General features: G+C 45.5%; 1 protein-coding gene. It reads left to right on the top strand.

The window, feature by feature from the left end:
* Nucleotides 1-236: 236 nt before the first annotated feature.
* Nucleotides 237-616: MobA/MobL family protein (locus J1781_RS00490; RefSeq protein ID WP_217233034.1), on the top strand; the 380-nt coding region annotated here is incomplete at its 3' end.

Below are 616 nucleotides of genomic sequence, written 5' to 3'. Positions count from 1 at the left end.
GGCATAGATTAATCACATTATGCTAGTATTTTTAAAAATCTTCCATAGTTTTTAGCCTCGCAGAGCACGTTGAGACGTTTCTCAAAATTTCGCTACTAACGTAGGCTAAAAATTTTAAGAAACGCACACCGTGCTAAAGGGGGAACCCCTTTAGAATCCCCATCGCCCCACATCGTCACCCAAGCAAAAAGCATTGGGCTAGAAAGTGGGACGGCAACCCAAAAAGGAACATCAAAATGTCGTTTGGAATGATGAGAACCAATGTCGGTGCAAAAGGTAAAGCGCAACCGCATTTTAATTACATCATGGCATTGGGTAGATACGCCAAAAAATCAGACGAGATTGAGTACACCGAAAATGGCAATATGCCGAGCTGGGCAAAACATAACCCAGCCGAGCTATGGGAATGTGCCGACCTATTCGAGCGTAAAAACGGTTCGACTTATCGGGAACACGTTGTAGGATTACCCCGTGAGCTGAACAAAGAACAACGCCTTGCCCTGGTGAAAGAGTGGATAACCCAAGAAGTGGGGAATAAACCCTATTCTGTGGCACTGCACAACGTCATAGCGAGCGATGGCGAGCAACAGCCCCATATACATCTGATGTTCTGTGA

The organism is Rahnella perminowiae (assembly GCF_019049695.1).
GTDB classification, from domain to species: Bacteria; Pseudomonadota; Gammaproteobacteria; order Enterobacterales; family Enterobacteriaceae; genus Rahnella; species Rahnella perminowiae.
The sequence above is the reverse complement of the archived record's forward strand: the minus strand, read 5'-3'. Positions and strand labels throughout refer to the sequence as shown.